Raw genomic sequence first — 26,841 nt, forward strand, 5'->3', positions numbered from 1 at the left:
GAGTGCGGCTAGCGGATAAAGCCGGGAAGGTTGTCGATGTCGGGCGAGGGACGGGCAGGAAAAAGCCTCGCGGTCGAGGAGTTGTCGAGCCTGCGCCTGCACTTCTCCTCATCCTCGTTCTCCTTGCCCGTGCGCTTCTTTGCAAAGAGATCATCGAGCCGGTTTACGATCAGCATGGCGTGATCGCGTTCCAGCGTGTCGGGGTTCTTGCGTTGCTGGTCGGAGCGAAAGGTGCCATCGGCGATCTTGCCGTTCATGTCGTAGTCGCAGCCCGCCTTCCAGTCACCCTGATCCCACTTCCAGCCCTTCGCCTTCAGCCGGCCCTCCTTGTCGACGGTGATCTTGATGATGGCGTCGTAAGCCAGCCAGACACCTGCAAGACCGGTGCGCTTGTCGTCGAAGCCCTCGAGCAACGCGATACGCTCGCGCTGGAGGCCATCGACGTGGTCGCGCGCGTTGGCCGTGAAATGCATCTGCGCCGTCTGTTTCTCCCAGGCCGGATGCAGGAATTCGGGATACTCTTGTGCCTGGGCACCGACCCAGTTGCGCTGGTCTTCCGTCAGTGCGCGCCGGGTCGCATCGTCGAGCTTCGGGAGGAGTGCCTTCCAGGCGCGGTTCAGCCGCCTGTCATTTTCGGCGAGGTCGGGGTCGGCGCAGATTTCTTCGTCGGTCGCGGTGTCCGGGCGCAGGCAGTCGAAGGTCGGCATCACGAAGCTCGTGTCGGCCTTATCGGCCGCATCCTGCCGGCCGCTCGCAAAGTAACTGCCCGTGATCTGCCACATGTAGTCGCAGTCGTCGCGCTTGTTGTTCCATTCGTTATCGCCGTCGATCATGACGACGCGCAGCGAGTCGCCCTGATGGCGAACTTTGATGGACGGTGGCTTCAGAGACTTCGCCTCGGCCGTCGTCTTTTGCTCCCCGGCGCGTGCCGGCTTGCCCTCCTGAGGCAGGATCGGGCCACTCAGCCAGCCGCCCGCGGCCGGCGCGACGACCGCATTCAACCTGCAGGAGCGATGCTTGTCGCTGCCGTAATAGGCCTGCATGTCCGTCGCGAGACGAAACGTGCCGTTGTCGGCCGCGGTCAGTGCAACGCTCCCGAACGCATAAACCCACTTGCCGGCGAGCCCGCTGCGTCCAAATCCCTGTGCGACGTCGTCCAGTACCGCGGCGCGCTTGCGAAGCGTTGCGACGAAGTTTTCGCGAAGCTCGCCCTCGTCGGCTTCCTGGACGGTGCCGGCGGCTTCAAGGATCATTTCGTTGAACCAGGCCTGATCACGCTTCAGAAGCGGCCGGATATTGGCCGGCGTTTTCGCCAGCGCGGCATCGAACGATCTGTCGATCGCAGCGACGAGCTTGTCGTAACCGGCCTTGTTGCAGTCTGCCGCTGTGAAGCCGATGCCGTCGCTATTGACCTCACCGCAGAGCGCGATGGCAGTCGGCTCGCGGCTCTTGGCGAGCAGGTCAGCGTCCATCGCGTGAGATGTGGCTGAGGCAAGCGACGCCACCGCAGCAAGCAGTGCGACGCGGAAAAAGGCGGACATGGGGGCGGCTCGTAGACGAAGCGGGTCGGGGTTCCGCCCTTTGGTCGCCCGCAATGTCTTCCCGGTTCAGGAGGGGGCCGGTAAATCTGCTTTCGTGACCCGACTTAGTTCAGCTTACGCCGGAGGGGCCTTGTTTGGCTCGCGGAGATTGCGATGCCTCAAGCTCCGCAAGATATCGGTGGCCCCGTAAGATCCCGGATGCGGTCGTTCGCGCTTCAAAACGTCGGCGGCGTACACGCCGAGATCACTTCGCACGGCTTGCCACCGACGCAGCGGAAGCGATGAGGGCGGCGGCTTTCGAAATAATAGGCGTCGCCCGGATTGAGGATGCGTCGCTCGTCCTCGACGGTGACTTCGAGCTTTCCCGAGATCACGATGCCGCCTTCCTCGCCTTCATGGACGAGGTGAACGCGCCCGGTGTCGCTGCCGGGCTCGTAGCGCTCCTTCAAAATCTGCAGGCTGCGACCGAACAGATTGTCGCCGACCTGGCGAAATGAGATGGGCTTCTTGCCGACCTCCGTCAGCTCCTCCGCGCGGTAGAAGATCTTGCGCCGGCTCTCCGGCTCCAGCGCGAAGAATTCGGCGAGCCCCATCGGGATGCCGTCGAGGATGCGCTTGAGCGCTCCGACCGAGGGGTTCATCTGGTTGGATTCGATCAGCGAGATCGTCGAATTGGTGACGCCGGCGCGTTTGGCAAGTTCCCGCTGCGACAGCTTGTGGCGCGCCCGGATGAATCGCAGCCGTCCACCGATGTCGACGCTCATGCCCTTGGTCCCTGTTGCAGGTGTTGCGGATCGCGCAAATATGGACCGGCTGACCCAGTTAAATCAATGGTTTGCAGGTCTCCAAAAAAGGACTTGTTGACCTATTGCAGCCGTGGCTCTGCTTGTGGGTCAGCAAAGGAGCGTGGCCCGTGAGCCTTCATCAGATTCCGAACACTATCAAGACCGACTCGTTCTGGATGCCGTTCACGGCCAACCGTCAGTTCAAGAAGGCGCCGCGCCTGTTCTCCTCGGCCGAGGGCATGCACTACACCACCGTCGACGGCCGCAAGGTGATCGACGGCTCCGCCGGCCTCTGGTGCGTCAACGCCGGCCACGGCCGCAAGCAGATCGCCGCAGCTGTCGAGCGCCAGCTCATGACGCTGGACTTCGCGCCGTCGTTCCAGATGGCCCATCCGCTGGCGTTCGACTTCGCCGAGCGGCTCGCCGAGATCGCGCCGAAGGGCCTCGACCGCATCTTTTTCACCAACTCCGGCTCGGAGTCGGTCGATACCGCGCTGAAGATCGCGCTCGCCTATCACCGCGCCAACGGCCAGTCGAGCCGCACCCGCCTGATCGGCCGCGAGCGCGGCTATCATGGTGTCGGCTTCGGCGGCATGTCGGTCGGCGGCATGGTCGCCAACCGCCGCGCCTTCGCGACGCATTTGCCTGGCGTCGACCATATCCGCCACACCCATGATCTCGGCCGCAACGCCTTCGCCAAGGATCAGCCCGATCACGGCGTCGAGCTCGCCGACGACCTCGAGCGCCTGGTCGGCCTGCACGGCGCCGAGACGATCGCTGCCGTCATCGTCGAGCCGGTGCCGGGTTCGACCGCGGTGCTGCCGCCGCCGAAGGGCTACCTCCAGCGCCTGCGCGAGATCTGCGACAAGCACGGCATCCTCCTGATCTTCGACGAGGTCATCACCGGCTTCGGCCGTCTCGGCACGCCGTTCGCCGCCAACTTCTTCGGTGTCACGCCGGACCTGATGACGACGGCTAAGGGCATCACCAACGGCACCATTCCCTGCGGCGCGGTGTTCGCGAGCCGCAAGGTGCATGACGGGCTGATGGTCGGTCCGGAGAGCCAGATGGAGCTGTTCCACGGCTACACCTACTCTGCGCATCCGACGGCCTGCGCCGCGGGTATCGCAACGCTCGACATCTACAAGGACGAGGGTCTGCTCACGCGCGGTGCGTCGATCGCCGAATACTGGCGCGACGCGTTGCACTCGCTCAAGGGCTTGCCCAACGTCGTCGATATCCGCAATTGTGGCCTGATGGGTGCGGTCGAGCTGGCGCCGCGTGACGGCGCTGTCGGCGCGCGCGGCTATGACGTCATGGTCGATTGCTTCAATACCGGCCTCTACCTGCGCATGAGCGGTGACTCCTTCGCGATGTCGCCTCCGCTCATCGTCGAGAAGAGCGACATCGACCAGATGGTCTCGATCCTCGGCGACGCCATCAAGAAGGTGGCTTGATAATTGCTCTCGCCGCTGAGGGAGTTTAATCCTGCAGCGGCGAGCGTGATATCGCAGGAGTTTAACGAAGCGTGAAAGTTCTGATTCTCGGCAGCGGTGTCATCGGTGTCACCTCTGCCTACTACCTTGCGCGTGCCGGTCACGAGGTGACGGTCGTTGATCGTCAGCCCGAGCCGGCGCTGGAGACGTCGTTTGCCAATGCCGGCGAGGTCTCGCCCGGCTATTCTTCGCCATGGGCTGGCCCTGGCGTGCCGGTGAAGGCGGTCAAGTGGCTTCTGATGAAGCACGGTCCGCTGGTGGTTCGGCCGAAGCTCGATCCCGTGATGTGGGTCTGGCTGCTCAAGATGCTGCGCAACTGCACCAGCGCGCGCTACGCGGTCAACAAGAGCCGGATGATCCCGATCGCGGAATACAGCCGCGATTGTCTGCGTGACCTGCGCCGCGACATCGGCATCAGGTATGACGAGCGTTCCCAAGGCACGCTCCAGCTGTTCCGCCACCAGGCCCAGCTCGACGGTACCGGCGAGGACATCGCCGTGCTCAAGCAATATGGCGTTCCTTTCGAGGTGCTGAGCCGCGAAGGCTGCATTGCGGTCGAACCTGCGCTCGCCGGTGTGAAGGAAAAGTTCGTCGGCGGACTGCGCTTGCCGCAAGATGAGACCGGCGACTGCCACATGTTTACGCAGGCGCTGGCCAAGCATGCCGAGGCGCTCGGCGTGCGCTTCATGTTCAACACCAGCATTGATCGCATCGTAACAGACGGCGCGCGCGTCAGCGGTGTCGCGACCGGCGCCGGCATGTTGCAGGCCGACGCTTACGTGCTCGCGCTCGGAAGCTGGTCGTCGCATCTGGTTGCGCCGCTCGGCATCTCGCTGCCGGTATATCCGGTGAAGGGTTATTCGATCACGGTGCCGATCAAGGATGCCTCCGGCGCGCCGGAATCGACCGTGATGGACGAGAGCTACAAGGTCGCGATCACGCGCCTTGGAAGTCGCATCCGCGTCGGCGGCACCGCCGAAATCTCGGGCTTTTCTACCAAGCTCTATGACGCGCGCCGCGCCACGCTGGATCACTTCTTGACTGATCTGTTCCCGCGCGGCGGCGATCTCTCCAGGGCGACATTCTGGAGCGGCCTGCGTCCGATGACGCCGGATGGCCCGCCGGTGATCGGTCCGACGCAGTACGCCAACCTGCACCTCAACACCGGCCACGGCACGCTCGGCTGGACCATGTCCTGCGGCTCCGGCCGCGTGCTCGCGGACATGCTCTCCGGCAAGAAGCCGGACGTCGACGTCAGCGCGCTGACGGTGGACCGGTACGCGCACAGGTTTGGGTGATTTCTTCGCCTCTCCCCGCGTGCGGGGAGAGGCCGGAATTTGCGTAGCAAATTCCGGGTGAGGGGGAGTCTCCGCGAGTTTCGCTCACACCGTTCGCGTGGAGAGGGCCCCTCACCCCGACCCTCTCCCCGTAAGAACGGGGAGAGGGTGAGCAGTTACCCCGTCCCTGTCACGCAATTCACCCACAGCACGACTGCCTTCGCATCTTTCGCCGGATTGGAAAACCGGTGCGGCCGGCGGCTCGCAAATCTAAAGCTGTCGCCGGTCTTCAGCGACCACGTCTCGCTGTCCACCGTCAGCATCATCTCGCCTTCGAGCACGAGCCCGGCTTCCTCGCCGTCATGGGTGTAGAGCTCATCGCCAGTGGAGCCGCCGGGCTCCAGATGTACCAGGAACAGATTGAGGTGGTTGTCCGCGGTCGCCGGGCTCAGCAATTGCTTGGACACACCGGTGCGCCAGAGTTTCAGTTCGGGGCGCTGCAGCTCGCGCGTCACGACCTGATCGGAGGCACCATCGGCGCTCGGGCTTGCGCCGAACAGTGCGGCGATGCCGACGCCGAGCACGTCCGCCAATGTTGCGAGCACGCGGAGCGATGGTGACGACAGTCCGCGTTCGATCTGGCTGAGGAAGCCGATCGAAAGATCCGTGCGCTCTGCCACCGTTTCGAGCGAGAATTGCCTGACGCGCCGGAGATCGCGGATGCGGCGGCCGACCGCAACGTCCATCGCGGGCTCGGCCTGTTTGGTAATGGCCTTGGCCTTCACCTTCTTCGCCGGCTTTGCGGCGGCCGGTTTGCGCATTCTTTTGCCACCGCTCACGTCAAACCGCTTCCTTCATGTGCATGAAAACCGCTTGCATCGTCCGCGAAAGTGTGACCAAATTTTCATATTGGTGAAAATAGGCCGAAACGGCTTGGCCCGCAACGTCTGCGATTACGACATGCGCGAGCGCCGTTATCGGCAAGCCCAAAGGGGATGCGATGCTGTTGAAGCGTTTTGTTCAGGCCGCGGTCGCGGCACTCGCAGTAGTCGCCGTGGCACCGGCACCGGCTTCGGCGCAGCAGGTGCTGAAGGTCGGCTCGACGCCGACCGGCATTCCTTTCACCTTCCTCGACACCAAGACCAACACCATCCAGGGCATCATGGTCGATCTCGTCACCGAGATCGGCAAGGATGCGGGCTTCAACGTGCAGATCGAGCCGATGCAGTTCTCGGCGCTGATCCCATCGCTCACCTCGGGCAAGATCGACATCATTGCGGCCGCGATGTTCATCACCCCGCCGCGGAAGGAAGTCGTCGACTTCTCCGACCCGATCTACACCTACGGCGAAGGCCTGGTGGTGCCGAAGAGCGACACCAAGGCCTATGCGACACAGGATGATCTGAAGGGCGAGACGGTTGGGGCCCAGGTCGGCACTGCCTTCGTCGACGCGCTGAAGAAGTCCGGCCTGTTCGCCGACGTCAAGGCCTACGACACCATCCCGGACATCCTGCGCGACGTGAACACCGGCCGCCTCAAGGCCGGCTACGCCGACTATCCGATCCTCGCCTACAATCTGAAGCAGGGCGGTTTCCCCGAGGTGCGTCTCGTCGACGGCTACAAGCCCGTCACCATGGGCTCGGTGGGCATTGGCCTGCGCAAGGGTGAGACTGCGCTGCTCGGCAAGATCAACGCCTCGCTCGCGAAGCTGAAGGCCAACGGCACTATCGACAAGATCCTCGACAAATGGGGCCTGAAGGCACAGGGCTGACCGATAGAGGCTGATCGAAGGCTGCCCGATGAAAGGCTTCTGGCACGACGCTGCCGACTTCTTCCCGATCCTGATGAACGGCGTCGCGCTCACGATCGTCGTTACCATCGGCTCGCTCCTGCTCTCGACGGTGCTCGGCCTGATCTGGGCGATGATGCGGGTTTCCGGCATCAAGGCGCTGTCGATGCTCAGTGCCAGCCTGATCAACGTGATCCGCGGCATCCCGATCATCGTGCTGTTGTTCTATCTCTACTTCGTGATGCCTGATCTCGGCGTCACGCTCTCGGCCCTGCAGGCCGCGATCCTCGGGCTCGGCATCGCCTACTCGGCCTATCAGGCCGAGAATTTCCGCGCCGGCATCGAGGCGATCGACAAGGGCCAGATCGAAGCGGCGCAGTCGATCGGCATGGGCTGGTGGCTCACCATGCGCCGCGTGGTGCTGCCGCAGGCGGTGCGCATTGTGCTTCCGCCCTACGGCAACGTCATGATCATGATGCTGAAGGATTCTTCGCAAGCCTCGACCATCACGGTCGCCGAGCTCGCGCTGCAGGGCAAGCTGATCGCGTCCTCGACCTTCAAGAACACCAGCGTGTTCACGCTGGTGGCGCTGATGTATCTCACCATGAGCATTCCACTGATCCTGCTCGTCCGTCACTTCGAGAAGCGGGCCGGCAAGCGATGATCGAGCTCAAGGACGTCCACAAGAGCTTCGGCAGGGTCGAGGTGCTCAAGGGCATCACGGCTTCCGTCCAGAAAGGCGAGGTGGTTTGCATCATCGGCCCGTCTGGCTCTGGCAAGTCCACCATCCTGCGCTGCATCAACGGGCTCGAAAGCTACGACCGCGGCGAGATCAGTATCGAGGGCCTGAAAGTCGATCGCGACGCGCCGTCGATCGTGAACATTCGCACCCAGGTCTCGATGGTGTTCCAGCGCTTCAACCTGTTTCCGCATCGCACGGCGCTGGAAAACGTCATTGAGGGGCCGCTCTTCGTGAAGAAGGAGCCGCGCGCGCAGGCGTTCGAGCGCGGTCGCGCGCTGCTCGCCCGGGTCGGGCTTGCCGAAAAGGCCGATGTGCATCCGCCGCAGCTCTCCGGCGGCCAGCAGCAGCGCGTCGCGATCGCGCGTGCGCTCGCGATGCAGCCCAAGGCGATCCTGTTCGACGAGCCGACGTCGGCGCTCGATCCCGAGCTCGTCGGCGACGTCCTTGGCGTCATGCGCAAGCTCGCCGACGAAGGCATGACCATGGTTGTCGTCACCCATGAGATGGGCTTTGCCCGCGACGTCGCCGACCGCGTGCTGTTCATCGACGGCGGCGTCATCGTCGAGCAGGGGCCGGCCAAGGCGCTGCTCAATCAACCCCAGCATCCGCGCACGCAGGACTTTCTGCGACGCGTGCTGCATCCGCTCTGACCGGTCTTCGCCATGAATGCGCGCCTGCCCCTGCCACCCTCGCTCTATGCCGACACAGCCGTTGCGCCGGTTGCCACGCCGCCGCTCGATGGTGACAAGACCGTCTCCGTCGCGATCGTCGGCGGTGGCTACACCGGACTGTCCACTGCGTTGCATCTGGCGGAGCAAGGTGTCGAAGCACTGGTGCTTGAGGCGCAGGAGCCGGGGTGGGGCGCGTCGGGTAACAATGGCGGCCACACCAATCCTGGCTTGAAGCACGATCCCGATCAGATCGAAGCCGATTTCGGCACCGATCTTGGTCGCCGCATGATCGACTTCTCGTACGGGACAACGAACTTCACGCATGAGCTGATCCGCCGTTACCAGATCCCATGCGAGGCGCGGCAGAACGGAACGCTGCGGGCGGCCTATAACGAGGCCAGCGCCGCTGCGATCGAGAAGACCGCGCAGCAATGCATCCGCCGCGGTATGCCGGTGACGTACCTGAACCGCGAGCAATTGCGCGAGATGACCGGCACCGACCGCTACATCGGCGCCATGCTCGACGCGCGCGGCGGCGACCTGCATCCCCTCAGCTACGCTCGTGGTCTCGCGCGTGCTGCCATCTCGGCAGGCGCGAAAGTTCATGGCGAGACGCCGGCGTTGTCACTCCGCCGTTATGGTAGCCGCTGGCGCATCGAGACGCCGCGTGCGATCGTGCATGCCGAAAAAGTGCTGCTCGCCACCAACGGTTTTACCGATGATCTCTGGCCGGCGCTACGCCGCACCATCGTGCCGGTGTTTTCCTCAATCGCTGCGACGGCGCCGCTCTCGGACGAGGTCGCCCGCTCGATCATGCCGACGCGTCCTGTTCTCTACGAGAGCGGCCACATTACAGTCTATTACCGCATCGATCAGCAGAACCGCCTCTTGATGGGCGGCCGCGGCCCGATGCGCTGGATCAAGTCGCCGTACGATGTCGCCTATCTCATCCGCTACGCCGAGCGGCTCTGGCCGCAGATCAAGGGCGTTGCCTGGACTCATGGCTGGAACAGCCGCCTCGCCATCACCAAGGATCACTATCCTCATGTTCACGAGCCGGCGGACAACATTTTGATCTCGCTCGGCTGCAATGGCCGCGGTGTCGCGCTCTCGACCGCGATGGGCGCACAACTTGCACGCCGCCTGATCGGCGGCGCCAGGGCCGAGATCGACATGCCGGTCACCGGTATCAAGCCGATCCCGATGCATGCGTTTTGGCCGGTGGGTGTGACGACTGCCGTGATCGCGGGCCGTGTGCGCGACCGGCTGGGGATATGAAAAAGGCGCCACCCGGTCAGGGGCGGCGCCTCGCATGAGTTGCAGGTGGGAGCGTTAGCAGCGGCCCTGTTTCCACAGTCCGGGCGGGCACCCTCCGCCGCGCCAACCAACCTTGCGCCCATGATACCATCCGGACGGCACGCCATGGCGATGTCCATGGTATCCGCCGTGGTGGCCGTGACCGTGACCGCCCTTGGCAAATGCCGTGCTCGGCATCGTGACGCCGGTCGCGACGATCAATGCTGCGGCGAGCGCAAGCTTCTTCATCCTAAATCTCTCCTCTTAGGCACGCATATGCCCGTTCGATGAAACGGACATCGATCGCGGTGTCGCGCGCAACTATGGAGGAGTAGTGGCGCTCAGCCCTCCGCTACCGCGTCGGCCCAGGGCTGGAAGATCTCGACCGCGCCGGAATTGACGTCGCCCTCGCGCATCACCACGCTCGGGCAGGCGAACTTTGGCGGCAAAGCCTGCACCCGGCTCTCTTCATAGTCGAAGCGCGCGGCCAGCGTCTTGCGCGCTTCTGCCGGCAGTCTGATATCGCCGATTACAATCGCGCCTTCGCTGGCGTCGATGCGCGGCTGGTCGATGGCGGCATCCAGGTCCATGCCATAATCCATCGCAAAGGACACGAGCTGCATCACCGACGGGAGAATGCGGCGGCCACCGGAGGCACCGACCGCGAGCCGCTTGCCATCCTTCGTTTCGGCAATGACAGGCGTGTAGTTGCAAAGGCAGCGCTTGCCGGGAGCAAGCGAGTTGGTGGTGCCTGGCGTCGGATCGAACCACATGATGCCGTTATTCATGGGGATGCCGGTGTGCGGCGTCACGTATTTCGAGCCGAAGGACGACAGCAGCGTCTGCGTCACCGCCGCGATGTTGCCGTGGCGGTCGACCACTGAGAAATGCGTTGTGCAGGAGGGCGCGAGATATTCGGCGCCGAGCGAGCGTTTGCCGTCGGCATCGCCCATGTCCTTGAGCCGCTCGCGGAAAGCCGCTTGCAAAGCCAGCGCATATTCGACGTAGGCGTTCGCGTCCGGCGCGCTCGCCGGATTCAGATTCTGCTGCAGCAGGCGCAACGCATGCGCCATTGTCGGTCCGGCCGTAAGCTCAGGCGTCGCAAACACCTTGCCGCCGCAATATGGGATCGCCAGCGGCTCGCGCAGGTGGCTGCGGAACGCGGCGAGATCCTCCACCGACAGCGAGCCGCCGTCGGCCTTGATGTCGGACGCGATGCTCTTGGCGAGATCGCCCTGGTAGAAGTCGCGCGGTCCGGCTTCTGCAAGGTGCGACAGCGTCGCCCTCAACGCGTCCTGCGGCAGCCGCGTCTCGAACTTGATGCCCCATGACGCGCTCGGTGGCAGCCCGTCCTTCAGGAAAGATGCCGCGCTCGCGGGATAGCGCCGAAGATCGGCGGCCGAGCCCGTGATCATCAGCGTGGTCCACCAATCGACCAGCAGGCCTTCGCCGGCGAGTGCAGCTGCCGGCGCGACAAGGTCCTTCCATGGCAGCCTGGCGTGGCGGCGATGCGCCTCTTCCATGCCGGCGACGACACCGGGCACGGCGATCGAGCCGGGGCCATGGATGTTGCGGTCGTCCTTCACCCGCGGCCAGGGAAAGAGATCGGAGGCTGCGCCCTCGCCGCTGAGGGGATAGTCGGGGACCCGCAGGCTCTGCGGGGCGCACATGCCGTAGTCGATCACCTCGTAGCGATTTTCCTTGGCGCGGTAGAGCACCATCGCGCCGCCGCCGCCGATGCCGCTGTTCCAGGGCTCCAGCACGTTCAGCGCGAAAGTGGTCGCGACGATCGCATCTACGCAGTCGCCTCCTGCCGCCAGCACTTGCGCCCCCACTTCGGCCGCCCGCCGCGACTGCGAGGCTACGATGCCGCCTCTGGATTTGACGGCGGGTTTGCGAACGGTTTGGGCGAGGCTGAACTGATGGGGCATGATGTCGCCTTGTGCGCTGTCTTCGGTTGTCTTGGCTTCGTTGCGCTGACTTTGAAGCTCCGCAATTGGCGAAGCCCGCGGACAATGGCACATTGCCGCCAACGAGAACAACAGAAGGGAGAAGCGACATGACAGGTGTGAAACAGGCGCGGGATGGCGCGGTCGGGATTTTGACGCTCGATGAGCCGGCGAGCCTGAACGCGATGACGCCGGACCTGCTCGGTGCGCTCGCCGCCGCCGTCGCGGAGATGACGAGGGATGAGGATGTCCGCGCCTTGGTCCTCACCGGCGCTGGACGCGGTTTTTGCTCAGGACAGAATTTGAAGGCGTCGGACGCGCTGGGCGAGGATATCGCCGCTGGCGTGATGCGCTTCTACTGGCCGGCGTTCAAGGCGCTGCGCGAATGCCACGTGCCCGTTGTCGTCGCCGTCAATGGTGTGGCTGCTGGCGGCGGCTTCAGCCTGGCGATGGCCGGCGACATGATTGTTGCGGCGCGGTCGGCGAGCTTCATCCAGGTGTTCAGTCGCATCGCGCTGGTGCCGGATCTCGGCTCGACCTGGTTGTTGCCGCGGCTGATCGGCCGGCAGCGCGCGCTCGAGCTGATGCTCCTGAACGAGCCGCTGACGGCCGAACGTGCGCAGGAAATCGGTCTGGTGCGGCAGGTCGTCGACGATGCGAAGCTGATGGAGGAGGCGTTGACCCTGGCGCGCCGCCTCGCCGATGGTCCGACGCGCGCCTTGGTCGCGACCCGCGCGCTGATCGAGGAGAGCGAGCACACGACCTATGAGGCGCAGTTCCGCCGCGAGATCGAGCTTCAGGCCACGATCCGCAAGAGCGCCGACGCAATCGAAGGCCGCAACGCCTTCGTCGAGAAGCGCAAGGCGAAGTTTACTGGCAAGTAGGGGAAGAGTCGCGTACTGCGCTCAGAGCGCCCCGTCGCTGCGGCCAGTGCGATGCTTGGCGCGCCATTTCGGCCCTGGCCCGCGCATGTAATGAAGCTCGGGGCGGTAGGGGTTGCCCACGATCCGCACCAACTTCTGCCATTTGGTGGCGACGAAGTTCAGGGGCTGGCAGAGCAAGGTCAGTGAAGCGAACAGCACGGCATCACCTCAATGCGGCTTGCCGAGCATGGCGGTGAAGGGAAGATCGAAAATCTCCTCGCCGTCGGAGTCGCTGACATGGATCACCCAATCGCGCCAGTCCTCAGCACCGGGCGTCAGGATCATCGATTGCATGATCTGGGCAGCACGGTCTCGCGCCTCGGTCAGGCTGGTCACCGCGGTGCCGCTGCGATCGATCAGCGTGCCCTCGGTGTTGGAGCAGTGAAAATAGACCTGGACCATATGCCCCTCCTGTAGGGAGCGATTGGGACGGCAAACCGATACCACCCGAGGCATTCGCGAAACATTCGGGGCGAGCCCGGTGAGGGAATCTACGGAGATTGGTCGCCACGAAGACCCCCGTGGGTTTGATCACAGGGGGGTGATCTCAACTGGACGGCGTCCCTGCGGCATGGAACAACTTTGGACGGAAAGTCCGGGAGGCCGCCGTGAACCACCTCACATTCTGGCGTGAGCGCCGAAGCCTGCGCCTGTTTGCGGCGGTCGTCGTCGGAGCGTTGCTCGGCCTCACCTCCGGAGCCACCTCCGAACCGGTGAGGAAAAGCGGCTATGCGATCGGCACGGAAACCTGTGGCAGTGGCAATCTTGCCTTTCCCAGAATCCAGATCGACATGAAAGCGGGATTTTGCGCCGGCCTCGTTGCCAGCGAGGAGGACCATCTCAAATTTCCGCGCTCGATCGTCCAGGTGCCGGGCCCTGACCTGTTCGTGGTCGCCGACATGGGCGGCTGGGGCCATACCGACGGCCGGTTGCTGCTGCTCGATCCGCATGCGCCCCAAGGGCAGCGCTTCAAGGAGCTGTTGACTGCGATCGAATATCCCTTCGGCCTCGTGATCGGCCCGGACAAGAAGCTCTACGCTTCGACCGCCGAGACGATCTTCCGGTTCGACCCGCTCGCCGACAATCCGCGCGGCACGGTCGAGACCATCATCCGGCACATGCCCGGTCGGCGGATCACGCTTCCTGACGGCACCAGGCTCGACGAGAGTGCCCATCCGCTCAAGCAGTTCGTGTTCGACAGGAACGGCCGGCTGTTCGTCAACATCGGCTCGCACAGCGACGCCTGCATCACGCCAGCCCCGATCATACGGCCTTGCGCGGCCGCCGAGGGCGCTGCCGCGATGGCATCGATCTGGCTGTTCACGCCGCCTGCAGGCGGCGTCTTTCCGGCCTTGAAGCCGAACGATCCCGATCCGCCACACACCATTTATGCGCGCGGCTTGCGCAATTCGATGGCGCTGGCGCTGCACCCGAATTTTCCCGATACCGGTTACGCCTTCCTGCAAGGCGAGAACGGCCGCGATCTGCCTGATATCTTCAAGCCGAACGAGGAGATCAACGCGCTCGAGCAGGGCATGCACTATGGCTGGCCCTATTGTTACGACCTCTCGACGCCGAGCCCCGAATTCAAGCTCGTGCTGCAATCCGGGGTCTACAAGTCGCTCTGCACGGCCAATGCGCTCTACAAGGCGCCGTTCTCGCTGCTGCCGCCGCACGGGGCGCCGCTCGCGATGCTCTACTATCACGGCGCCAAATTTCCGGAGCTGGAGGGCAAGCTGCTGGTCGGCCTGCACGGCTATCGCCCGACCGGCAGCCGCGTCCTGATCTACGATGTGGACGATCACGGCTTCCCCAAGCCGAGCCCGGCGCCGGTGCGCTACCACGTCAGTTGCGCGGCCGACCCGACCCACAGCTTTCAGACCGACGCTGGCGAGGTCGCCGCCGCGCCGTTCGAGGAGCTGATCGCCGGCTGGCACCGCGTTAACGGTGCGCGACCGCTAGGCGCGCCGGTCGGCATGACGGTTGCGGAGGACGGCGCGATCTGGCTGGTCGAGGACAAGAACCAGACCGTGATCCGAATCGACCGCGCCGCGGGCGATCCGCCGCAGCCATTGCCCTGCGACATGCGCAGCCAGGCGATGATCGACCAGCTCGAGGCCTTCGTCGCCAGGGACGCGCAGAACAGCGTCCGGCTCACCACGCTGCGCAAGGGCCTCGTCGAGAAGCATTGCGTCGGTTGCCATTCCGATTTCGGACTGAAGCCGGGCCAATCTGACGCGGACAAGGACGCCACGGTGCTGCGCTTCATGCTGTCGCAGGATGGCTGGATTTATCCTGATGATCCCGACTCCGGCAAGCTGCGCACCCGGCTGCGCGGTCTCGGCGCGGAGAAGCTGATGCCGCCGGGCGGCGAAAGCCTGCCGAAGACCGAGCTCGGCTATGCGCGTCTGCTCGACACCGCGGATTTGCTGGTCGCGAAAATGGTTCCGGGTACGCGGATGCGGATCAAGCCTGGTCCGCCGCAGCGCAAGTTCTTTGGCAAAACCAAAAAGGAATGCGGCGAAATACCGGCCGCCAAGGTCGTCGTCGTGACACAAAGGAGCGCTGTAGACAAACCTGGCTTCAGCCGATTCTTTCGGCCGGCCGATCCCTATCTGAATGGCGAGTGCACCGACGGCGATGGCTATTACATCCGGCAGGAATTTCTGGTGCCTGTGCAGTAGCGTTTTCCTCGTCATCGCGACGGCGTCCGCCCAGGCGGAAACGAAGCTGTTCGAGAGCGCGCAGCTGACGCCTTCAGGCGAATACACCTTCGGCATCGAAGGGCCCGCCGCCGACCTTGACGGTAATCTCTTCGTCGTCAACTTCGGCAAGCCCGGCACCATCGGCAAGTTGCCGGCAGGCGGCGTCGCTTCGCAGCAATTCACAGCGCTTCCCGTGGGCAGCGTCGGCAACGCCATTCGCTTCGATCGCAGCGGCACCATGTTCATCGCCGACTACAAGAAGCACAACATCTTCGCGATCCCGAAGGGCGCGACCGATCCGATCGTCTGGTTTCACTCGGACGAGATGAACCAGCCCAACGACATCACGGTTGCCCGCGACGGCACGATCTATGCGAGCGATCCGAACTGGAAAGGCCGCGAAGGCCACGTCTGGCGCATCTCCAAAGCCGCCGATGGGTCGGTGCAGGGGCAAGTCATGTCGGCGCCGCGCGCGATGGGCACCACCAACGGCATCGATCTCAGTCCTGATGGCAAGACGCTCTATGTCGGGGAATCCAGCAACGGCCAGATCTGGTCGTATGCGATCAATGGCAACGAGCTCACCGGCGCAAAACTCGTCAAGACGTTCCAGCCCGACACCATCGACGGTCTGCGCACCGACGTCAGCGGCCGTCTTTATGTTGCGCGCATCCTCAAGGGGACGATCGCGCTGATGAAGCCCAATGGCGCGGTCGAGCGCGAGATCACACTGAGGGGCAAGGAGCCGACCAACCTCGCCTTCGGCGGCAGCGACGGCAAGACCGTCTTCGTCACGCAGCGCCAGGGCGGCTTCATCGAGGCCTTCCGCACCGACCAGCAGGGCCGCGAGCACTGCCTCCAGCGCGGGCGTTGCTGAGCTCAGAGGCGACTCTGCTCCGAGCGCAGAACAGTGCGGTGAGGACGGCATTCTTCCTGCTTGCATCTGGCCGCTGCAGGGACCAAGACATCTGCGGTACCATTCAAAGAGCACGCGATTACGAGGTGTTTGAGTGAAAGCCGTCCATACTGAACTGCATCGCAGCCACGATCCGCAATTCTTCCTGGTTCGCGGTGTCGTCAAGCGCACCACCGAGCAGCCCGAACGCGCCGACCGCCTGCTCAAGGGGCTGAAGGATGGCAAGCATCAACTGGTCGAGCCGGCCAGATTCGGGCAGGGGCCTCGTGCGCGCATTCACAGTCCGGAATATCTGTCGTTCCTGAGCGAAGCCTGGGACGCCTGGACCGCACTCGGCGATTCCGGCCCGGAGATGATCGGCAACATCCATCCCGTGCGCCATGCGGCGACCTATCCGACCCACATCGTCGGCAAGCTCGGCTGGCACACCGCCGACACCGCGGCGCCGATCGGCCCCGGCACCTGGGCCGCGGCTTGCGCCGCGACAGACGTGGCGGTCACCGCGGCGCAGATGGTGATGGACGGCGAGGATGCGACCTACGCGCTCTGCCGTCCGCCCGGCCATCACGCCTATCGCGACATGGCCGGCGGGTTCTGCTTTCTCAACAACAGCGCGATCGCCGCTGCCCATCTGCGGCTCAAGCACGAGCGCGTCGTGATCCTCGACGTCGACGTCCATCACGGCAATGGCACCCAGGGCATCTTCTACGCGCGACCGGACGTCTACACGATATCGATCCATGCCGATCCCATCGCGTACTATCCTTACGTGTGGGGCTACGCGCATGAGCGCGGCGAAGGACCCGGCCTCGGCACCAATCTCAACATTCCCTTGGCCATCGGCACCGGCGACGACGGCTACATCCAGGCGTTGGACGTCGCGCGCAAGGCGATCGAGTCCTTTGCGCCCGGCGCCCTCGTCATCGCGCTCGGCCTCGACGCCTCCGAGCATGATCCGCTCCGCGGCCTCGCCGTTACCACGCCCGGCTTCCGCCGCATCGGCCAGGCCATCGCCAGGATGGGCCTTCCGACCGTATTCGTGCAGGAGGGCGGTTATCTCTCGGATATTTTGGGCGCTAACTTGACCTCGGTGCTGGCAGGCTTCGAAGAGGCGCGGTGATCTTTCCCTCTTCGTGAGGGCAGGGAGGCATTCATATCCGTCGTTACAGGCGGCGCAGCCGCGAGTTCGTCATTCAGCCGCTTCCTGGAGCGGCCAGGCATTGCGGCTGATGGGAAGGCCGCCGTCCGCGCGGGAGCCATCGGCGATCGCGAGGCGGTGCGAGGGCGACGGCGAGCACAGCGAGAAGCGCCAGCCGCGCGGATCGTCGGCGATATCGGGCTTGAAGCTGATCTCGATAGCCTCGCGTGACACCTGCATCGCGAATGCGTCGGGGGGCAGGTTGAGCCCAAACCCCCTGGCCTTCAGATAGGCCTCCTTGAGCGTCCAATAGTCGAAAAAGCGCTCGATCGCCGTTGGCTCCGGCAGGCGGCGCAGCGTCTCGACTTCCTCCGGCGCAAAGAAGCGAAGCGCGGTGGACAGCGGCGCGACACGCCGTGACACGGTTTCGACGTCGACGCCGACGGCCTCGTGCCTGGACACGACGCAGGCGACGCAGCCGTCGGCATGCGACAGGCTGAAATGCAGCGCGGTCGACATTGCGGGCGCTGCAATGAACGGCCGCCCATAGCGGCCGGCGGCAAAGGACCAGTCGGAGGGCGCGACGTTGGGTGCAACCTGCGAAAGCGCCAGGCGCAGCATGGCGTGGGCGAAAATATATTGCCGCCGATGCCGCTCGAACATGAAGCGGTCGGCGCGGACCCGTTCGTCGACCGAGAGCAGGCGACGGCACGCATCGGCCGTGCCCGGCGCGTCAATGGTCTCGATCAGTCCGACAAACAGTTCAATCCTGTCGTCTGCCATCAATAGGGCCTTTAGCGTCAGGCGGAGGCCAAATCCCCAACCCTGACGGAAGAATCAACTGAGCAAGAATCGACTAGTGGAGCGCTCTTAGCGGTCCACCCGGGCAAATTCTTGTCGATTCGCGGGCTGGTTTACGTTCGCAAGCTTGTGCGAGGCCCGACCTCGACGCGCGAATGACAAACGTCCGAAAAATGAAGCCGAAGATTCGTGCGGCGTCCCGGCCGACGAGCCCTACTTCTTCTCGACGGTCAGCAACTTTTGCAGGGCCTTACGGTCCTTGTCGCTCAGCGAGTTGCCCTTGGTAAATTTGATGAAACCCACAACATCCCCCGATTGAAAATAATCGTCAAAAATCAAAACGCGGGAATAATCTTGCGCGGTGGCGGCAAATAATCAAGATGCTACTTGGTCAATCACAGCTTTGGCGAGTGAACCCCTATCGGCCCGTTCTGAAACAGCTGGTCATGCCGCCCTACGGTCGAGCAACCGGCCGAGCGGCGTGTCGGGTTGGGCGAAGGTCGCCCCCAGCAACGCGATGAGTTCGGCCATCCACTCGCCGACCATAAGACCATCGAGCAGTTCGCTCTTTTAATTGCATGAACGGGTGATTGACCGTCGGACGCTCCCTGAGCATCAGCGACAGCCAGGTCTGGTCGATCGGCAGCACCGGCTGGCCCTCGTCGAGAATGCCGCCGATATGGGCAACGGTTTCGGCTGATCTCTCTCCTGCACCGGCTGCAATGTCCGACAATGCCATTCCCTTTTGATCTGATTGGGCTATTCTTCCTGGAACTTAGGGAAGGCGTCCAGTCTGAGGTGAAGTTCGGGTCCCAGAATCTGTGGTTGAGGGGCCCAAAGCCCTTCGACGGAGTGATGGTGGGGCAGAATCACCATGCTGGAGAATGAACCGGGCACGAGGACGGAAGGCGGGCTGAAGCACTGGCTCGAAGGCATCGGTCTTGGTCACTACACCGATCTCTTTGCGCAGCACCGTCTCGATCTCGATGTCATGGGAGATCTGACCGAGTCCGATCTGGTCGAGCTCGGATTGCCTCTGGGCGATCGCAAGCGGCTCCAGCGGGCCATGACCGGGCTGTTCCAGGCCGAGACCGCTGAGAAGCCCGACGCGGCGGCTCGCCCGCAAGCCCGGACCGAGGTCGGCGCCGAGCGGCGTCAGCTCACCACCATGTTTTGTGACATGGTGGATTCCACCTCGCTCTCGGTGCAGTTCGACCCGGAGGACGTGCGCGACATGATCGCGAGCTTCCGCGAAACCTGCGTCCGCGTTGTGAAGCATTACGAAGGTTTTGCCGCCCGCTTCGTCGGGGATGGCATTCTGGTCTATTTCGGCTATCCGACCGCGCATGAGGACGATGCCGAGCGCGCGGTGCGCGCCGGGCTCGAGATCGTGCGGGTGCTGTCGACCGCCCGCGCGATCGAGCCGTGCGGTGCGCTCAGCCATGCGCCCGCCGTCCGCATCGGGATCGCGACCGGCCTCGTCGTGGTCGGCGACCTCGTGGGGCAAGGCACCGAAGAGCGCGACTCCGCGGTCGGAGAAACGGTCAATCTTGCTGCGCGCCTGCAGAGCCTCGCGCCGCCCAACGGCGTCGTGATCTCCGCCTCGACCCAGTCGCTGCTGAAGGGAAAGTTCGACTACCGCAATCTCGGCGCCCACGCGTTGAAGGGCATCTCGGAGAAGACCCAGGCCTGGCACGTGGTGCGCGCCTCGCGGGTGGAGACCCGCTTCGCAGCCGCCATGGGCTCGCGGCTGACCCCGCTCGTCGATCGCGAGAAGGAGATCGCGCTGCTGATGGGGCGCTGGCAACAGATCAAGGACGGCGACGGCCAGGTCGTGGTCAAGTTCGGCGAGCCCGGCATCGGCAAGTCGCGCATCATCCAGGAAATCTTCGAGCGGATCGCGGGCGACCGGCACGGACAGGTCTCGTTCCAGTGCTCGCCCTATCACACCTCCACGGCATTCTATCCGTTCGCCGAGCAGCTCAAATTCTCACTCGGCCTCGATCGCGAGGACCCATCCGCGACATCGCTCGCGAGCCTGGAGAACGCGATCGCCGCCGCCCACGGCGACATCGAACAGGTCACGCCGCTATTTGCCGCGCTGTTGTCGATATCGACCGGAGACCGTTATCCGCCGCTCGAGCTGTCGCCGCAGCAGCAGAAGGAGGCGACGGTCTCTGCGCTGGTCAATCATTTTCTCGGCCTCGCGCGCGAGATGCCGCTGGTGATCGCATTCGAGGATTTGCACTGGATCGACCCGACCTCCCGTGAGGTCATCGACCTGCTGGTCGACCGGGTGCAGAATCGGCCGATCCTGCTCATCATCACCGCGCGCTCCGAATTCCAGCCGAGCTGGAATGCGCATTCGCACATCACCACCGTGGTGTTGAACCGCCTGAGCCGTCATTTGCGCACGACGCTCGTCGAGCGCGTCGCCGGGAGAGAGCTGCCCAAGGAGGTCGTCGAGGAGATCATCGTCAAGACCGACGGCGTACCGCTGTTCCTGGAAGAGCTCACCAAGACCGTTCTCGAATCCAACCTGCTGACCGAGCGCCACGGGCGCTACGTGCTGTCGGGCCCATGGCGGCAGCTCGCGATCCCGGCGACCCTGACGGACTCGCTGATGGCGCGGCTGGACCGGATGGGGCCGTTCAAGCGGATCGCGCAGATCGGCGCCACCATCGGCCGCGAGTTCTCCTACGAGACGCTGCACGCGGTCGCCAACACGCCGGCAGAGCAGATCGAGGCCGCGCTCAATCATCTGGAGGAAGCGGGGCTGATCATGCGCCGCGGTCATCCGCCGGATGCGCTCTACTCCTTCAAGCACGTGATGATTCAGAATGCCGCGCATGCGAGCTTGTTGCACAGCGAGCGGCGCAAGCTGCATGCGCGCATCGCACAGGTGCTCGCCGAGATGTATCCGGAGAAGACCGACCGCGAGCCGGAGCTGCTCGCCCATCATCTGACCGAATCCGGCCAGAGCGAGGGCGCCGCAAGTTTCTGGCTCAAGGCCGGCAAGCAGGCGGCCAGGAGCGGCGCCAATCTCGAGGCGATCGGCCATCTGCGTCGGGGCCTCGGCGTCGTCCAGGCCCATGCGCGCATGCAAGGTGCCGACGAGAGGGAGCTCGAGTTGCGCATCGCGCTCGGCAATGCGCTGATCGCCGCCAAGGGCTACGCGGTACAGGAGGTCGAGGAGAACTACATCCGCGCGCTCGAGCTCGGTCAGCAGCTCAATGACGACGAGAAGGTCTTCGCCGCCACCCGCGGGCTGTGGGTGTGTCATTTCATTCGCGCCGATCTCACCCGCGCGCACGATCTCAGCGTCGAGCTGTTGAAGTTCGCCAAGCGCGAACGGCTGAACGAGCAGACCCAGCCGGCGCAGCAGACCGGCTATCTGATCGAGGCGCACCGCTCGATCGCGATGACCATGCTTTATCGCGGCCGCTTTGCCGCCGCGCAGCATCATCTGCATCGCTGCATCAACCTCTACAGCCCCGACCTGCACTCCGATTTGATGGAGCGCCACGGTATCGATCCCGGCGTCGTCTCGCTGTCCTATCTCGGCTACCTCCTGTGGTTCCTTGGTCGGCCCGACGCGGCGCGCCAGCATAGCGAGCAGGCGATCGCGAATGCCGAGAAGATCCGCCACCCCTTCACGCTGGCCTTCGCGCTCATGTTCGGCGCCTATCTCTGCCAGCATCTGCGTGACGTCGAGGGCACGCGCGATCACGCCAACCGCGCCATGATCATCGCCACCGAGCACAATTTCCTGCACTGGAAGCAGCAGGCAGCGATCCTGCGCGGCTGGGCGCTGGCCCAGCTCGGTGAGGCCGATGAAGGTCTGAGCCAGATGCGCTTTGGCCTCGACGAATACGAGGCGATGGATTCCTGGCTTGCCGGCTGCTGGTTCCGCTGCCTGCTCGCGGAAGCCTATGCCAAGGTCGGGATGCGCGATGCGGCCTTGCGCGCGCTGGACGGCGCGCTCGCGATCGCCAGACGAACCGGCGATCACTCCTACCTCGCCGAGGTCTATCGCCTGCAAGGCGAGATCACGCTAGCGGACGGCGACCCGGGGTCGGTGCATGAGGCCGAGGACCTGTTCGGCCAGTCACTGGAGGTCGCGCGCAAACAGGGCGCGTTGTCCTGGGAGCTGCGCACCGCCGTGAGCCTCGCGCGCCTGTTGCATGAGGCTGGCAAGCGCGAGCATGCCAGCCTCCTGCTCGTGCCGATCGTCGGCAAGTTCGACGAGGGTTTCCTCACGCCGGACCTGAAGCAGGCGTTGCAGCTGGTCAATGAGCTGGGAGGGGACGCGCCCGTCCGTGTACAGGCCGATGCGATGAAAGAAATCGCGCCAACAAGAATCTAAACCCCGTTCCGATTCAATCGGAACGGAAATGGCTCTCGTGCTTCTTCCCGTCAAACGTCCTTCGTGAACTTCGTAATGACGTCCATGAAGGGCTTTGGCTTGAACTCGGCATCGAGCGGCAAGGGGCGGTTTGGCTGCTTGTCCTTGCGGGCGAAGGTGCTGTTTATCCAGCTATGGCGATCCGAGATGCCCCAGGTCAGGATCGAGCGTACCGGTCCGCTGGTCGAGATCGCGGTCAAGAGATCATCGACGCGCTTGGCGACGATGGCGTCGCGCTGGGCCGGATCGCCTCTCAGCTTCTGATCGTCGACGTCGAGCTCGGTGATGAGCACCTCCAGACCCCAGGAGCGGAGCTCAGTGACGAATTCGGCCAGCCCGTGCGTGTCGATCTCGAGCTCGACATGCAGATGCGACTGGAGGCCCACGGCGTGGAGCGGGACGCCCTGGTCGAGCAGGTCCATGATGAGGTTGCGGAAGGCGGCGCGCTTGGCGATGAACGAGTCCTTGGCCTGTTCGATGTCGTATTCGTTGATCGCGAGCTTCACGAATGGATCCGCCGCAGCCGCCGTTCGGAAGGCGAGGGGGATCCAGTGGTTGCCCAGATTCTGCGACCAGAACGAATCCCGCCTGTCGGTGAGGCTCTTCGGATTGTCCGGGATCGGCTCGTTGACGACGTCCCACGACGTCAGCTTGTCTTTGTAATAGGAGACGACGGTCGCGATGTGATCGACGAACGCGCGCTCGACGCCTTTCGCATCCTTGATCTGCCTGGTCCAGTCCGGAATGTCATGATACCAGGCGAGCGCATGCCCGCGCATCGCCAGCTCGTTCTGTCGGGCAAAATCCAGGATCGCGTCGGCGCGTTCGAAGGCGAAGGTGTGCGCGTCTGGCCGCAGCATGGGCCATTTCAGCTCGACCTCCGGCACCACCTGAGTGCAATAGGTGCTGATGGCTTCGCCGAACCTTGGATCGGCTTGCAGGTTCCAGAGGTTGGTCGCAGCACCGTAGCCGGGACGGCGCTGAGAAAATCGTGACGCTGGCGTTGCGGACTCAGGTACAGCTGCCGCGAGCGTCGCGGCGCTGCCAAGGAGAAATTCGCGTCTGTCGAGCCTGATCACGTGGCGGCATTCCTTCCGGAACCAACGCGTGATCGTACCAAGCGGCGCCGTGCCACGCCGTGCTTTCCGACGGTTGGGTTAACCCAAGCCCGATAGCTTCGTCAGTGTAGGGCAAATTTAACGCTAACGCGTGAAACCGGCTTCTCCGCGCCATTCGACGTCCGATCTGCAGACTTATGTGACTATCTTCGAGGATGCTGCGCCGCAGTCCGATGGCCACGCCATGACCAACTGATTAATGGCCGACTGATGAACGGCCGCCCAAACCGCAAGACCGCCACTGGTCCCGTGCTCGCATGCTGAACCGCCATTTCTCGATTTACCTCATGGCCTACATCCTGCCTGCGGCGGTGGGCTTCTTCGCGGTCACCGCCTACACAAGGCTGCTGACGCCGGCGGAGTACGGCGTCTATGTCGTCGGCCTCAGCCTTGCCGGCATCCTGGGCGCGGTCTTCTTCGCCTGGATCAAGCTGTCGGTGTCGCGCTATCAGGCGATGTCGGCGGAGGTGGACTTTCGTGGCACGGCGATAGTCGCTTTCGCGCTCACGGTCGCCGTCCTCTGTGCCACGGCTCCACTCGTTGTCCTGTTTCGCAACGATGTCAGCGTCGAGCTGCTGCTTGCCAGCATGTTCGTCGCGATCATGGCCAATGCGGTCGATGTCGGCCAGGAGTTCGAACGCGCCAAGCTGCGGCCCTACCGCTTCGCGGCCATCGCGATCGTGCGCAGTGTGTCGAGCGTTGGCTTCGGGCTGCTCGGCATATGGCTCGGCTGGGGCGGCATGGGTCTGCTCGCGGCATTCGGCATGGGCTCGCTGACCGGCATCATTCTCAATCTGGTCGGTGACCGCACCAGGATCGCGCGCTTTCAGCGCAGCCAGTTTGTGCAGCTGGCGCGCTATGGCCTCCCGCTGACGCTGGCTGGACTTTCCGTCGCGCTCTACTCGACTTGCGATCGGCTCATCGTCGCGTGGATGCTCGGCAAGGACGCGGCCGGCATCTTCGGCGTCGTCGCCGATCTGCCGCGCCAGTTCATGGTCATGATCGCCGCAAGTGTTGCCTCGGCCACCGTGCCTCTGGTATTCCGGACGCTGCCGGAGAAGAACACGGCATTGACGCGGGAGCGCCTAACCGAAAGCCTCGAACTGTTGCTCGTCACCGTGACGCCCGTCGCGGTCTGGCTTGCGCTTGCGGCGGACCAGGTCGCGGGCACGCTGGTCGGCGTGGACTTCCGCGCCGGCGTGTCGGCGCTGCTGCCGACCCTGGTGGTCGCCCGCTTTTTCGGCATCGCCAACCAGTTCTATGTACAACTCAGCTTTCAGCTCGCCGAGCGGCCCTTCATGTTGGCCGCGCAGTCGTTCCTCACGCTCGTCCTGAGCGTGGCGCTGATGTTCGCGCTGGTCGCAAGCCATGGCCTTTACGGTGCGGCGCTGGCGACGGTCGCGACCGAGGCGATCGGCTTCGTCGTCGCGGTCGTCCTGATGCACCGCGCCCATCCCGTGCCGTTCGACTTCAACCGCCTCGCCGGCGTTGCCGTCTCCGCCGCGGCGATGGCGGCTGCGATCCTCGCTGCGCGGTCGCAAGTCAACGGCACCGGCCTCGTCGCGCTCATCATCGTCAGCCTCGCAGGCGGCGCTGCCTACGCCGCCGCGGCGTGGCTCCTCAACGTCGCGAATGTCCGGACCTTGTCGCTGCGCGCCCTGAGGACGTTCAACCGGAAGGCGCTGGGCGTATAAGGCCGGCTGACGAAGCACCGCCGCGCCGTCCCTACCATCGTAGTCCAGAGGCGGTTCCCGCTAGCGTTCCATTTCACGAGGCGGAAAACTTTGCGGCACAGACAGGCGACCGCCTTCACATTTCATAGCGGCAGCCCGAGCCATGTCCTGTTGAGCTTGAAAATCAAAGTTCGTTCTGCTCATTGGGGCCCGAAATTGCGCCGCAACATGCGCAAAAAAGCCCATCGACTAAAGTCGATAGTCAGCGAGGAAACGAAATAATGCGCAAGCTTACTTTGGCCATTGCCGTGATCGCCCCGATGCTCGGTCATGCGGCGTCGGCCGAGGATACAGTCAAGATCGGCTACATAGATCCGCTCTCCGGCGGCGGCGCCAGCGTCGGCGAGGGTGGTCTGAAGACGTTCCAGTATCTGGCCGACGAGCTCAACGCCAAGGGCGGCATCCTCGGTCACAAGGTCGAGATCGTTCCCCTCGACAACAAGACCAATCCGCAAGAGAGCCTGGTGCAGGCCCAGAAGGCAATCGACGCCGGGGTCCACTACATCACGCAGGGCAACGGCTCGTCCGTCGGCGCGGCGCTCTCGGACTTCGTCACCAAGAACAACACGCGCAATCCCGGCAAGGAAGTTCTGTACTTCAACTACGCTGCCGTCGATCCGAGCATGACCAACGAGAAGTGCAGCTATTGGCATTTCCGCTGGGACGCCAGCTCCGACATCAAGATGGAAGCGCTCACCAGCTACATGAAGGACACCCCGTCGATCAAAAAGGTGTACCTGATCAACCAGGACTATTCGTTCGGCCAGTCGGTGCGCACCGATGCGCGCAAGATGCTGGGCGCGAAGCGTCCTGACATCCAGATCGTCGGCGACGAACTGCATCCGCTGCTGAAGGTCACTGACTTCTCGCCCTACATCGCCAAGATCAAGGCCTCCGGCGCGGACAGCGTCGTTACCGGCAATTGGGGCCAGGACATCGCGCTGCTGCTCAAGGCCGCTGCCGATGCCGGTCTGAAGGTCAACTGGTACACTTATTATGCCGGCGGCGCCGGCGGCCCGACCGCGATCAAGCAGACTGGTCTCGACCACCAGGTCTTCCAGATCACCGAAGGCTTCGCCAATTCGGGCAACCAGGCCGCGATGGACTTCGAGAAGGGCTTCCGCGCCAAGGTCAACATGTCGCTCTGGTATCCGCGCGCGGTCAACGAGATGCGCATGTTCAAGGCGGCGGCCGAGAAGGCCAACTCGATCGATCCGGTGAAGGTCGCGGCGGCGCTCGAGGACCTGAAGTTCGAGGTCCTCGACGGCGGCCAGGGCTTCATGCGCAAGGACGACCACCAGTTCTTCCAGCCGATCTATATTTCCTCCTTCGGCAAGCTCGCCGCGAACGAGCCGTTCGACGAGGAGAACACCGGTTGGGGCTGGCATCTGGTCTCCAAGGTCGACACGCCGCAGGCCATGGTCTCCACGACCTGCAAGATGGTGCGGCCGTAATCACGAAGCACGTCGCCTTCCCGCGGCCGCCATCGGTTGCGGGAAGGCGGCGGCCGGAATGCGTTTGATTGGGCGATGTTCGCCGGGGCCATCAGGCTCCGG

22 protein-coding genes and 1 pseudogene are annotated in these 26,841 nt (G+C 64.0%); 13 read left to right on the forward strand and 10 right to left on the reverse strand.

Translation table 11 applies throughout. The features are described from left to right. Positions 1–8: 8 nt before the first annotated feature. A complete protein-coding gene (locus AC629_RS26535) occupies positions 9–1,541 on the reverse strand; it encodes a lysozyme inhibitor LprI family protein (protein WP_084807869.1) in 1,533 nt (510 codons plus the stop codon). A gap of 215 nt (positions 1,542–1,756) precedes the next feature. Further along, complete coding sequence (locus AC629_RS26540; RefSeq protein WP_074123004.1) at positions 1,757–2,305, reverse strand: cupin domain-containing protein; 549 nt, start codon at positions 2,303–2,305, stop codon at positions 1,757–1,759. A 149-nt stretch (positions 2,306–2,454) separates the two neighbouring features. On the opposite strand from AC629_RS26540, the gene aptA reads away from it, so the two are divergent. Next, on the forward strand, positions 2,455–3,783 hold the full coding sequence (gene aptA / locus AC629_RS26545) for an omega-aminotransferase AptA (RefSeq protein ID WP_084807912.1): 1,329 nt from the start codon (positions 2,455–2,457) through the stop codon (positions 3,781–3,783). Between the two features lie 71 nt (positions 3,784–3,854). Then, complete coding sequence (locus AC629_RS26550) at positions 3,855–5,120, forward strand: D-amino acid dehydrogenase (RefSeq protein WP_084807870.1); 1,266 nt, start codon at positions 3,855–3,857, stop codon at positions 5,118–5,120. A gap of 155 nt (positions 5,121–5,275) precedes the next feature. Here the strand turns inward: AC629_RS26550 and AC629_RS26555 are convergent, their stop codons facing one another. Next, positions 5,276–5,920 carry a helix-turn-helix domain-containing protein gene (locus AC629_RS26555; protein ID WP_084807871.1) on the reverse strand — a complete coding sequence of 215 codons (645 nt, stop codon included), beginning with the start codon at positions 5,918–5,920 and terminating at the stop codon, positions 5,276–5,278. A 179-nt stretch (positions 5,921–6,099) separates the two neighbouring features. Here AC629_RS26555 and AC629_RS26560 point away from each other — a divergent pair, with 179 nt between their 5' ends. Genes AC629_RS26560 through AC629_RS26575 form a run of 4 tightly spaced genes read left to right on the forward strand, consistent with a single transcriptional unit; the run spans position 6,100 to position 9,579 of the window. Further along, positions 6,100–6,870, forward strand: coding sequence for an ABC transporter substrate-binding protein (locus AC629_RS26560; RefSeq protein WP_084807872.1), 771 nt, complete (start codon positions 6,100–6,102; stop codon positions 6,868–6,870). A gap of 28 nt (positions 6,871–6,898) precedes the next feature. Next, a complete protein-coding gene (locus AC629_RS26565) occupies positions 6,899–7,552 on the forward strand; it encodes an amino acid ABC transporter permease (protein ID WP_084807873.1) in 654 nt (217 codons plus the stop codon). Beyond that, the gene (locus tag AC629_RS26570) at positions 7,549–8,280 is read left to right on the forward strand and encodes an amino acid ABC transporter ATP-binding protein (protein ID WP_084807874.1); all 732 of its coding nucleotides are present in this window, start codon (positions 7,549–7,551) and stop codon (positions 8,278–8,280) included. The genes AC629_RS26565 and AC629_RS26570 overlap by 4 nt, the downstream gene beginning before the upstream one ends. Positions 8,281–8,292: 12 nt before the next feature. After that, positions 8,293–9,579 carry an NAD(P)/FAD-dependent oxidoreductase gene (locus AC629_RS26575; RefSeq protein ID WP_084807875.1) on the forward strand — a complete coding sequence of 429 codons (1,287 nt, stop codon included), beginning with the start codon at positions 8,293–8,295 and terminating at the stop codon, positions 9,577–9,579. A 54-nt stretch (positions 9,580–9,633) separates the two neighbouring features. Here the strand turns inward: AC629_RS26575 and AC629_RS26580 are convergent, their stop codons facing one another. Both AC629_RS26580 and AC629_RS26585 read right to left on the reverse strand, forming a co-directional pair. Then, positions 9,634–9,846, reverse strand: a complete 213-nt coding sequence (locus AC629_RS26580) for a hypothetical protein (RefSeq protein WP_084807876.1) — start codon at positions 9,844–9,846, stop codon at positions 9,634–9,636. Between the two features lie 92 nt (positions 9,847–9,938). Then, positions 9,939–11,528 carry a gamma-glutamyltransferase family protein gene (locus AC629_RS26585; RefSeq protein ID WP_084807913.1) on the reverse strand — a complete coding sequence of 530 codons (1,590 nt, stop codon included), beginning with the start codon at positions 11,526–11,528 and terminating at the stop codon, positions 9,939–9,941. Between the two features lie 128 nt (positions 11,529–11,656). Between AC629_RS26585 and AC629_RS26590 the strand changes: the two genes are divergently transcribed. After that, the gene (locus tag AC629_RS26590) at positions 11,657–12,430 is read left to right on the forward strand and encodes an enoyl-CoA hydratase-related protein (RefSeq protein WP_084807877.1); all 774 of its coding nucleotides are present in this window, start codon (positions 11,657–11,659) and stop codon (positions 12,428–12,430) included. A gap of 21 nt (positions 12,431–12,451) precedes the next feature. Here AC629_RS26590 and AC629_RS47100 read toward each other — a convergent pair whose 3' ends face one another. Together AC629_RS47100 and AC629_RS26595 are read right to left on the reverse strand one after the other, a co-directional pair. After that, positions 12,452–12,628 carry a hypothetical protein gene (locus AC629_RS47100; RefSeq protein ID WP_168195588.1) on the reverse strand — a complete coding sequence of 59 codons (177 nt, stop codon included), beginning with the start codon at positions 12,626–12,628 and terminating at the stop codon, positions 12,452–12,454. Positions 12,629–12,637: 9 nt separating this feature from the next. Then, entirely contained in the window at positions 12,638–12,871 is a 234-nt protein-coding gene (locus tag AC629_RS26595; protein WP_084807878.1) for a DUF6894 family protein, read from the reverse strand. 206 nt (positions 12,872–13,077) lie between these two features. Between AC629_RS26595 and AC629_RS26600 the strand changes: the two genes are divergently transcribed. The 3 genes from AC629_RS26600 (at position 13,078) to AC629_RS26610 (ending at position 17,210) form a co-directional block, all read left to right on the forward strand. Continuing rightward, positions 13,078–15,153 (forward strand): PQQ-dependent sugar dehydrogenase, encoded by a 2,076-nt coding sequence (locus tag AC629_RS26600; protein ID WP_084807879.1) that lies wholly within the window; start codon positions 13,078–13,080, stop codon positions 15,151–15,153. Continuing rightward, complete coding sequence (locus AC629_RS26605; protein ID WP_084807880.1) at positions 15,110–16,051, forward strand: SMP-30/gluconolactonase/LRE family protein; 942 nt, start codon at positions 15,110–15,112, stop codon at positions 16,049–16,051. The genes AC629_RS26600 and AC629_RS26605 overlap by 44 nt, the downstream gene beginning before the upstream one ends. Positions 16,052–16,184: 133 nt before the next feature. Then, on the forward strand, positions 16,185–17,210 hold the full coding sequence (locus tag AC629_RS26610) for a histone deacetylase family protein (protein ID WP_084807881.1): 1,026 nt from the start codon (positions 16,185–16,187) through the stop codon (positions 17,208–17,210). Positions 17,211–17,279: 69 nt separating this feature from the next. Here the strand turns inward: AC629_RS26610 and AC629_RS26615 are convergent, their stop codons facing one another. Together AC629_RS26615 and AC629_RS50710 are read right to left on the reverse strand one after the other, a co-directional pair. Then, the gene (locus tag AC629_RS26615) at positions 17,280–18,011 is read right to left on the reverse strand and encodes a 4'-phosphopantetheinyl transferase family protein (RefSeq protein ID WP_084807882.1); all 732 of its coding nucleotides are present in this window, start codon (positions 18,009–18,011) and stop codon (positions 17,280–17,282) included. Positions 18,012–18,473: 462 nt separating this feature from the next. After that, positions 18,474–18,717 (reverse strand): annotated as a pseudogene (locus AC629_RS50710) (hypothetical protein); the annotation flags it as partial. A 186-nt stretch (positions 18,718–18,903) separates the two neighbouring features. On the opposite strand from AC629_RS50710, the gene AC629_RS26625 reads away from it, so the two are divergent. Next, the gene (locus AC629_RS26625; protein WP_084807883.1) at positions 18,904–22,395 is read left to right on the forward strand and encodes an ATP-binding protein; all 3,492 of its coding nucleotides are present in this window, start codon (positions 18,904–18,906) and stop codon (positions 22,393–22,395) included. A gap of 50 nt (positions 22,396–22,445) precedes the next feature. Here the strand turns inward: AC629_RS26625 and AC629_RS26630 are convergent, their stop codons facing one another. Continuing rightward, on the reverse strand, positions 22,446–23,513 hold the full coding sequence (locus AC629_RS26630; RefSeq protein ID WP_084807884.1) for an endo-1,4-beta-xylanase: 1,068 nt from the start codon (positions 23,511–23,513) through the stop codon (positions 22,446–22,448). A 296-nt stretch (positions 23,514–23,809) separates the two neighbouring features. Here AC629_RS26630 and AC629_RS26635 point away from each other — a divergent pair, with 296 nt between their 5' ends. Beyond that, complete coding sequence (locus AC629_RS26635) at positions 23,810–25,246, forward strand: lipopolysaccharide biosynthesis protein (protein WP_084807885.1); 1,437 nt, start codon at positions 23,810–23,812, stop codon at positions 25,244–25,246. 260 nt (positions 25,247–25,506) lie between these two features. After that, the gene (locus AC629_RS26640) at positions 25,507–26,739 is read left to right on the forward strand and encodes a branched-chain amino acid ABC transporter substrate-binding protein (protein WP_084807886.1); all 1,233 of its coding nucleotides are present in this window, start codon (positions 25,507–25,509) and stop codon (positions 26,737–26,739) included. Positions 26,740–26,841 lie beyond the last annotated feature (102 nt).

It is taken from the genome of Bradyrhizobium sp. NAS80.1, from assembly GCF_001908205.1.
GTDB lineage: Bacteria > Pseudomonadota > Alphaproteobacteria > Rhizobiales > Xanthobacteraceae > Bradyrhizobium.

Excerpts from the sequence above, each read along its gene's own strand:
- AC629_RS26570 (WP_084807874.1), top strand. The coding sequence starts at position 7,549 with ATGATCGAGCTCAAGGACGTCCACAAGAGCTTCGGCAGGGTCGAGGTG.
- AC629_RS26575 (WP_084807875.1), top strand. The coding sequence starts at position 8,293 with ATGAATGCGCGCCTGCCCCTGCCACCCTCGCTCTATGCCGACACAGCC.
- AC629_RS26590 (WP_084807877.1), top strand. The coding sequence starts at position 11,657 with ATGACAGGTGTGAAACAGGCGCGGGATGGCGCGGTCGGGATTTTGACG.
- AC629_RS26640 (WP_084807886.1), top strand. The coding sequence starts at position 25,507 with ATGCGCAAGCTTACTTTGGCCATTGCCGTGATCGCCCCGATGCTCGGT.
- AC629_RS26565 (WP_084807873.1), top strand. The coding sequence starts at position 6,899 with ATGAAAGGCTTCTGGCACGACGCTGCCGACTTCTTCCCGATCCTGATG.
- AC629_RS26580 (WP_084807876.1), bottom strand. The coding sequence starts at position 9,846 with ATGAAGAAGCTTGCGCTCGCCGCAGCATTGATCGTCGCGACCGGCGTC.
- AC629_RS26560 (WP_084807872.1), top strand. The coding sequence starts at position 6,100 with ATGCTGTTGAAGCGTTTTGTTCAGGCCGCGGTCGCGGCACTCGCAGTA.
- AC629_RS26595 (WP_084807878.1), bottom strand. The coding sequence starts at position 12,871 with ATGGTCCAGGTCTATTTTCACTGCTCCAACACCGAGGGCACGCTGATC.
- AC629_RS26625 (WP_084807883.1), top strand. The coding sequence starts at position 18,904 with ATGCTGGAGAATGAACCGGGCACGAGGACGGAAGGCGGGCTGAAGCAC.
- AC629_RS26540 (WP_074123004.1), bottom strand. The coding sequence starts at position 2,305 with ATGAGCGTCGACATCGGTGGACGGCTGCGATTCATCCGGGCGCGCCAC.
- AC629_RS26615 (WP_084807882.1), bottom strand. The coding sequence starts at position 18,011 with ATGGCAGACGACAGGATTGAACTGTTTGTCGGACTGATCGAGACCATT.
- AC629_RS26535 (WP_084807869.1), bottom strand. The coding sequence starts at position 1,541 with ATGTCCGCCTTTTTCCGCGTCGCACTGCTTGCTGCGGTGGCGTCGCTT.
- AC629_RS26585 (WP_084807913.1), bottom strand. The coding sequence starts at position 11,528 with ATGCCCCATCAGTTCAGCCTCGCCCAAACCGTTCGCAAACCCGCCGTC.
- AC629_RS26605 (WP_084807880.1), top strand. The coding sequence starts at position 15,110 with ATGGCTATTACATCCGGCAGGAATTTCTGGTGCCTGTGCAGTAGCGTT.
- AC629_RS26635 (WP_084807885.1), top strand. The coding sequence starts at position 23,810 with ATGCTGAACCGCCATTTCTCGATTTACCTCATGGCCTACATCCTGCCT.
- AC629_RS26555 (WP_084807871.1), bottom strand. The coding sequence starts at position 5,920 with ATGCGCAAACCGGCCGCCGCAAAGCCGGCGAAGAAGGTGAAGGCCAAG.